Consider the following 7865-nt stretch of genomic DNA (forward strand, 5'->3'; position numbering starts at 1 on the left):
AAGGAAATAATTGTGCCAAAAAACCAAACTAAGATAGCTTTCGGCCCTAACGCTGCATGAATGATAGGAGCAGTACCAATCCATCCAACATGACCAGTTAACCCGAAGCCCCAGGTTTCGAGATAACTCAGAGTCCTTGGTAGGCGCATTAGCAAGTGCTGATTGTTCTGTGCCCGTGCAGAATCGTTACTAACCATTGTTTCTTAGTGAGATTTACTGACCTTTTCACTCAATAGCTGAATCTCACCGATTATAGCTTCAGTATAACTGCTGATCTTTAGGAAAGGATAACTCATCTGTCACTGAATTGTGAATTTTAGATTTTAGATTTTAGATTTACTCCATGCCTAAAGCATTTTTCTTCAAGAAAGAATTTTAACTTTGAGATTTGAGATTTTTTCTACGTAGCTTGTTTATCGTAGAGTAAATAGAAATTCTCTTTCTTCAAACCTTAGTTAACCTTAGTTAAAATCGAAAGGTTCAGATTTCCCAACTCATTTAATAGACATCTCCAGAAATTAGTTATTCATTGCCTGAAACCCATGTAAAGACGTAGCAGTGCTGCGTCTTTACAATTCATATCTCTAATTTAATAAATCAGACATTATGTTATTCATCAATGATTCAGTAGGGTTATAGCTTTTGCAACAACTCCTGAGTTAATTGCAAGAAAGCTTTTGAACCTGCTGATTGGGGAGCAATTAAAACAGCTGGCATAAAACTATCAACAGCTTTAGCAACATTGACATCAACAGGTATTTGTACCTTACAAATTTTTTCGACACCGAAATCTTCTACAACGCGGTGCATTACTTGTTTATAGTATCTGCCAGTGAGCAGGTTAGCACTGGACATACTAAATACAATTCCCAACATTTTTATATCTATCTTGGTTTCATGTCCGTGACTATCTTTTAATTGGGCAATCCGTCTTTCTAGCAGTTGAATACCTACTACAGATAATGGTTCTGGTTTCGCAGGAAGTATGTAGAAATCGCTGGCGGCTAAAGCACTACGAGTCAATAGATTATAGCCAGGGGCGCAATCGAGAAGGATAAAATCATATTCTTGACGTACTGGTTTTAAGATGTTATTAATTAAAACTCTTTCAAAACGATTCCAAATCGTTTCAAAGTCCTGTTCACCCAAAGCAGTAGCTTGTTGATGCAGCATTTCTGAAACAACAAATTCATCATATAAATCGATGTCTCCCGGTAATAAATCTAGTCCGGGAAGATTACAAACCTGGGATTGAATAATATCCTGAATTGTAAGTTTTGCTTGGGGGTCTGGATTGATAACTTCGTCTATCAGATACCTAAATGTCTTACTTTGTTTACGAAGCTTGGCAAAATCTAAAGGCGACATCAAACTGAGTGTGGCGCTAATTTGGCTGTCCAAATCAAGAACCAGCACCCGCTTGCCATGATTTTTAGCTAAACAGGTAGCTAAGTTGACGGTGAGGGTGGTTTTACCAACGCCACCTTTCATATTGGCAGTAGCAATTACATATCCCATTGATTGAGTCCTCTATTGACGCATTCCCACTTGTAGTCTGTCAAGAAATAATTGAGGGATGCGGATTGTTTTCTAGTTAACGCTAAAGCACAAACTACGAACCGATCAAATCAAACTTGACAGACTACTAGGTAGCGTATACCTCTGCTGATATCTTAAATCTTCCATTAAATTTAATATTTTTGGAAATTAAAAAGAGTGATTTCAGTGATGTTGACTCGATTGAGGCAGCAATATGTAGTTGAATCTTTGCATGGATTTGAGCTACCAGCCTTCTTTACTCAATAATGACAATCTTTGGCTTAATGTCGTAACAGCGATCGCTCTTATCAAAGCAATTATAGAGGTATTGACAAATACAGTAGCCCTAAATCAATTGTGAGAAAATAATAGTGTTGTGAATATAACTAAGTATTGGGTGCAAAATGCGGATGCATTTGCTAATTGAATTGAACGAAGCCGATCGATAATTTCGTCAAATCAAAGGCGCATTTACACACAAACTTATAAGGTGATTAAAATGACTTACGATTCCGAAGATGTAGAACAAATCCTGCAAAAAGCACTCACTCGTAAAGACAAAGGTGAATTTTCACGAGAACAGCTTTTAGAAATGGCATCTGAGTTAGGTATTTCTTCTAATATTTTGGAAACAACTGAACAAAAGTGGTTAGCTCAACAAGAAGAAGAACATTCACGACACACATTTAATACTTTCCGACGCAGAGCCTTTTGGTCAAACTTTGTTTCTTTCCTAGCGGTGAATTTATTCCTCATTCTTTTAAATTTAATCACTAGTCCTAGTTATTTTTGGGCTATTTTCCCAGTATTAGGATGGGGATTAGGACTATTTTTTCATTGGTGGAGTGTTTATCAGAGTAAATCAGAGGATTACGAGATCGCTTTTCAGAAATGGCGTACACAAATTTAACTTCTTCTTTAACGATCAATCTCAGATATTCAGCGATCGCTGTTGTCTAAACTTGTGCCTCCTCCTAGATAAAATCTTCTCATGAACTGCTCACACTCACCCTTTGCTGTGAGTGTGAGCTTTGTATTTATAGGAAATTACCTCTGACATCGCAAAATAGGTAAATTTGGGCAACCTTAAACTTGAGGAGTTGTATAATCACGCCCCTTGATCCTTATCTTTGTGCTTGCCAATTTGCCAAAATAGAGCTGTAGGCTAGAATAACTACGCTTTAAGAAGCTTGATTGCCTAAACTCAAAAGCAAGGGTCGGCTGGCTAATAAGATAAAAGGAAGGGAGTATGGATAACAACAACTGGTTGCAACAGCTAATGATGGTGGGTCTTGGCACAACGTCTATAGTCGCAGAAAAATTGCGGCAAGTCAGCGATGATTTAGTCAAAGACGGTAAGCTCAATCCTGAGCAAGCCAAGGCGGTAATAGATGATATTGCCCAGCAGTTAAAGTCAGAACAGGGAAACTTCGATGTGCAAATGCAACGGCAAATGCGAAATATGATGCAGGATTTGGGGGTGGCTCGCCAGTCGGAAGTGGACGAACTGAGGGGTAGAATTGACCGTTTAGAGCGGCAATTGCGCGATTTAGAAAATAAGCTTTGGCGTTAGAATGCCCTTTCTGATTTAAACTAAATGTGTCCTGTTGGTAATCTTTTTGCCAGGATACTTAAGTAAGGAGAACTGATTTTGAAACCAATTTTCCTCAGCGTGGCGTTCATGCTGGTGTGTGTTGTGCTTTTGGTTGTGGGGCAAGTAGGCAGTAAACAAAATACTGCCATTGCTGCCGAGTTCACCCAAACGCCGCCAGTATCCACAACTGTAACTGAAAACAATATCTTAATTGCGAGTAATCCTATGTCTGATGCTAATGCCGTAACCACTCCCTCTGGATTAAAGTATGTCGAGTTAAAAGAGGGGACTGGGGAGACTCCTAAACCCGGACAAACGGTTGAAGTTCACTATGTCGGCACTCTAGAAAATGGTACTCAGTTTGATAGTTCACGCGATCGCGGCCAACCCTTCAGCTTTAAAATCGGTGCTGGACAGGTAATCAAAGGTTGGGATGAAGGACTTAGCACCATGAAAGTAGGCGGCCAGCGTCGATTAATCATCCCATCTGATTTAGGCTATGGCGCTCGTGGTGCTGGTGGCGTGATTCCACCCAATGCAACTCTAATTTTTGAAGTGGAATTGCTGGGAGTTAAGTAAAAACTAAGGCATTGGGCATTGGGCATTGGGCATTGGGCATTGGGCATTGGGCATTGGCTTCTCCCAGTCTCCCATTCCCAGTCCCCAATTCAATGGCTAAATTTTTAAATTTTGAAACTTTGTAAATTGTGGATTAAACAAAAGTTTCGCAGTACCTGTAGGGCCGTTGCGATGTTTAGCTATAATTACTTCTGCAATGCCGCGATCGGGAGTATCGGGAGAGTAGTACTCGTCGCGGTACAACATTATTACTAAATCCGCGTCTTGTTCTATTGAGTTGTGGACAATGATATTATTCGCAACAAAATTATGCAAACCAGGAACTGTAAGATCAAAGACTTCTTCCTCACCGCTATATTCAATTGAAAGTATCTCGTCCCAATAAACATCACTTTTGGCAAGAGTAACCAGTTTAGATGATTGGACAATGTTGCCGATTTTTAAAGCTCTTTCTCGACTTAAATTTACTTTGTAAAGAGTAGACCCACAAAACGAAACTCCAATGGAGGCTTGTAATATCCGTGTGGTGAAGCCAATAGCTTGCATCGCAGGTATAACCTCTATTTTCCAAACATCCTTCGGAATTATATCTCTATTAGGGTTGTGAATACTGTTTTCAAAGTGTTGGAAAATATCTTGGAGTGAACGTAGCTTATATTCTCCAACTGCTCCAACATGAATAATAAACAATTGCAGATCGGGCTTACCAGTGATTATTACATGATATTGATTTCTACCTTTCCCAACTTGAGCAACTGTCCTGAGTGTTGCGTTAATGCCAAGTCTTAACAAAAGTGTCTGTATATCAAAAGCTAGTCTCTGGCTACTCGTTGCATAATATGCAATAGGTCTTAAGTTTTTTCCTGCAACCAATTTTATACAGCCATCTGTACTCCAAAGGTGTCTTAGAAAGCAACCTATTAACTCTTGGGGTTGTGAGAACAATTCTTGAGGTACAAATTTTTCATAAGACCTTAAACCAAAAACACCGAGAGAGTCTAGCCATTTGGCTATTGGATTTCTCACACGGTGAGTTAGATTCTGTGCTGCGGATAAATAAACTTGATACCACCCACGCTCAGGTGAAATTCTAGGAACAATTGAATCTCCAAAAACTTCTCTTGCCAAAAAAGCAACATTCTGAGCTAAATCTATCTCTCTAGTGGTGTACTGTATGGCATGACGTGGCAATAATGTGCAACCGTCGCCAATTAAATGCCCTAATAATGCGACTTCAGCATAAGTCATGGTTTGTTTAGCAGGACTGGGGAGATGTCTTGGTAAACATAAATGTTGTTTAGGAGTTAATTCATCAAGTCTTTTCCAGCCATTAATTGTTAAAAACTTGTGATTACCTGTGGCACGGATTTTTCGACCCAATCGAGTCGTTAAAGTAAACAGACGCTTTACACCAGTAGAAAAAGCATTGCTAACAATTGCCTTTTCTAGCTGCATTGTAGCTTCGTTCAATGACCAAACTGCAAAACCAGATTTACCTGCTAATTCCCTAATTGGTACTTGCAGTCCGCTATCTACTAATGTCACCAGACTATCGCCTGCTAAACAACCGGATTCTCTCAAATCAGATAACATCGGGCGTTTATTAGTGCGTGCTTCCACCCCTCGGCTCAACTGAGATAAAGCAATTACTGGTACAGATAATTCCCGCGCTAAACCTTTGAGTTGACGCGTAATTTTTGACAATTCTTGTACGCGATTATCACCTGCTCCTTCCATCAATTGCAGGTAATCTATTACAATTAATCCTAATTCAGTTCCTATTTCAGCTTGCAGTCTTCTTGACTGACTACGCATTTGTGTAACTGTAATATTCGGCGTGTCATCAATATAAATTGGCATCTCGGAAAGGATACCAATAGCACGGCTTAAAGGTTCCCACTGCGTTTGACTCAGACGCCCAGTTCGCAAATAACTACTTTCAATTTGCGCTTCACTAGCTAATAAACGTTGCGTCAATTGCTCTTTGGACATTTCCAAGCTGAAAAAAGCAACTGGTAATTTATAAGAAGCAGCAATGTTATGAGCAAGGTTCAAGCAAAATGCTGTATTGTGTACACAAATATCATTAGCAACAAAATTGTGTGTTTCTGAAATTGTTAAGTCATAAACTTGCTTGTTACCCAGGGACTCAATCGCAACTATTTCATCCCAATAAATATCACTGGTTGCTAACTGTTGAAGTGGTAAATTATCTAAAGCTGTAGCTAGTGTCCAAAGTCTTTCTCGCCTTAAAGCACGTTTACCAACATGCATATTTGTATAGCCTTGAATACCAGCCCGTCTGGCTAAACTACTCCAAGTTTCATTGCCTTTTGCTACTGCTATTTGTTCCCAAATCTCTACAGGTATCAAGTCACGATTAGTTTGATATCTTTTTTGAGATATTGCATCTGCAACTTTTGCTATTGCTTCTTCTTTACTAAAGATAGCTATTTCTGCAATAAAAGTTTTGATAGATAAGGCATCAGTAATATCTAATTGCCACGCTGATCTGCGTGTGTTTTTATACTTGACAGACCGTTTTTTGAGTGATGCAATGATGCCAAATCTTAATAAAAGATGTTGAATTTGTCTTGCTAGTTTCTCGCTGACTGTTGCATAGCCTAACTGTGATTGACCGCTAGTAAGTAGTGCAGCCCATCCATCAGTAGCAAAGAGACGATTAAGGAATAAGGCTATTTGCGATCGCTCTAATTTAAAAATGATGTTTGGGATAGTTTTAGAATGAGCATCTTTGCCCCACAAACCTAATTTTTCTAACCAAAGTGTTAGCGAGTTCTTCCGAGATTTGCTCATGCAGGCAAATCCATGAGATACAAACTCTTCTGACTCTAATTGTAAAATTTCGCATAATAGCTCAAAAGTTTCTAAATTTGGTACACACTCTCCTTGCTTCCAAGCGCAAAGTAAAGTAGGACTGACTCCAACTAATTGGCTTATTTCTTTTCCTGTCAATGACTGCGATTGAATCGCTAGTTTAAAACTTTCAGCAAAAATCTGTCTTTGAATAGCAATAAATTCCAAATCTCCACGTATACAAAGTGATGGTGTGCGTGTACCTTGAGAATCTTGCCACCGAATTTTTAAACCAACAAAATCAGCAACTGCTTGAGAAAATTCTGCTTGCAATAACGGATTACTATTTGTAAATCGTGGAGTGCAGTTAGTTAAGCCACCATCGCCAATTAAGTATGCTAATAATTTTACTTCGCACTCACGGATGGTTTCTGTACCAAATACATTTATTTTTCGCGGAACAGCAATCTGATCGCCAACTGTCAGATTTTCTAATTTTTGCCAGCCTTTAACAGTCAAATATGGGTGAGTGATTGTAGTTTCAATAGACCTACCTAAGCGAGTTGTTACCCGAAAAACTGGTTTGATACCATCATCTACAAATGCACAGGGTTGAGTAAAGGTAAATTTCCAGTCGTTGTTTAGCGTCAATAATGAGCCATAACGTTGTTTATATAATTCTTCAATTGTGGTAATTGTTCCATCTGCCAAAACTATTTCTGAATCATGGCTAAGGCATTTCCCCATTGATGGGCGGCCCGCGATAATAATCAAATCAGAACGCTGAAAGCCGCTGGTCATTGCATCTAAATCGTAAAATCCGCAGGGAATACCAGGTAAGGCGATGCCTTGATTTCGATCCTCGATATCCTGGAAATTATTAATTAGAGTATCAGAAATATGGACTAAACCTGATTGGGGACGTTCTTGAGTTACGCCGAATACTTTCTGTTCTGCCTGATCTAAAACAGTTGGTAACTCGGTTTCTGTCTCGTAACCAAGATGTACAATTTCATTGCCAGCTTTAATTAACTGCCGCCGCAGGTATTTTTCCATCACCAACCCTGCGAGGGCATCGATATTCACGGCTGACACTGTGCGGTCTACCAGAGTTGCTAGTTTATTTCTACCGCCTATGCGGGTAAGCATCTCATGGTCAGTTAGCCAACTTGTGACTGAAAGCAAATCTGTGGGTTTACCTTGGGTGTGGAGCCTCACAGCTGCCTGATAAATATCTTTATGGGCGCTAATGTAAAAAGCTTCGGGAAGGAGGCGATCGCTAACTCGACTAATCGCTTCTGGATCTAGCAAAATACCCCCCAAAATCTGTCTCTTA

Annotated in this window: 6 protein-coding genes; 3 read left to right on the plus strand and 3 right to left on the minus strand. The window is 39.5% G+C overall.

Annotated features, from left to right (window positions below; translation table 11 throughout):
* Both IQ229_RS05430 and IQ229_RS05435 read right to left on the minus strand, forming a co-directional pair.
* A partial coding sequence (locus tag IQ229_RS05430; RefSeq protein WP_194041969.1) for a hypothetical protein occupies window positions 1-197 on the minus strand: 197 nt, incomplete at its 3' end.
* 436 nt (window positions 198-633) lie between these two features.
* Entirely contained in the window at window positions 634-1518 is an 885-nt protein-coding gene (locus IQ229_RS05435; RefSeq protein WP_194041970.1) for a ParA family protein, read from the minus strand.
* Between the two features lie 520 nt (window positions 1519-2038).
* On the opposite strand from IQ229_RS05435, the gene IQ229_RS05440 reads away from it, so the two are divergent.
* From IQ229_RS05440 to IQ229_RS05450, 3 genes are all read left to right on the plus strand, one after another.
* Window positions 2039-2449 (plus strand): 2TM domain-containing protein, encoded by a 411-nt coding sequence (locus IQ229_RS05440; RefSeq protein ID WP_194041972.1) that lies wholly within the window; start codon window positions 2039-2041, stop codon window positions 2447-2449.
* A gap of 339 nt (window positions 2450-2788) precedes the next feature.
* Entirely contained in the window at window positions 2789-3112 is a 324-nt protein-coding gene (locus tag IQ229_RS05445) for a phasin family protein (RefSeq protein ID WP_094352173.1), read from the plus strand.
* A 78-nt stretch (window positions 3113-3190) separates the two neighbouring features.
* The gene (locus IQ229_RS05450; protein ID WP_194041974.1) at window positions 3191-3712 is read left to right on the plus strand and encodes an FKBP-type peptidyl-prolyl cis-trans isomerase; all 522 of its coding nucleotides are present in this window, start codon (window positions 3191-3193) and stop codon (window positions 3710-3712) included.
* A gap of 96 nt (window positions 3713-3808) precedes the next feature.
* On the opposite strand, the gene IQ229_RS05455 is transcribed toward IQ229_RS05450, so the two are convergent.
* Window positions 3809-7865: replicative DNA helicase (locus IQ229_RS05455; RefSeq protein WP_194041976.1), on the minus strand; the 4057-nt coding region annotated here is incomplete at its 5' end.

The sequence above is a fragment of the Nostoc cf. edaphicum LEGE 07299 genome, from assembly GCF_015207245.1.
GTDB classification, from domain to species: Bacteria; Cyanobacteriota; Cyanobacteriia; order Cyanobacteriales; family Nostocaceae; genus Nostoc; species Nostoc edaphicum_B.

Bases quoted from the DNA above. Each gene is read 5' to 3' on its own strand.
- IQ229_RS05435 (WP_194041970.1), bottom strand. From the start codon at position 1,518: ATGGGATATGTAATTGCTACTGCCAATATGAAAGGTGGCGTTGGTAAA.
- IQ229_RS05440 (WP_194041972.1), top strand. From the start codon at position 2,039: ATGACTTACGATTCCGAAGATGTAGAACAAATCCTGCAAAAAGCACTC.
- IQ229_RS05445 (WP_094352173.1), top strand. From the start codon at position 2,789: ATGGATAACAACAACTGGTTGCAACAGCTAATGATGGTGGGTCTTGGC.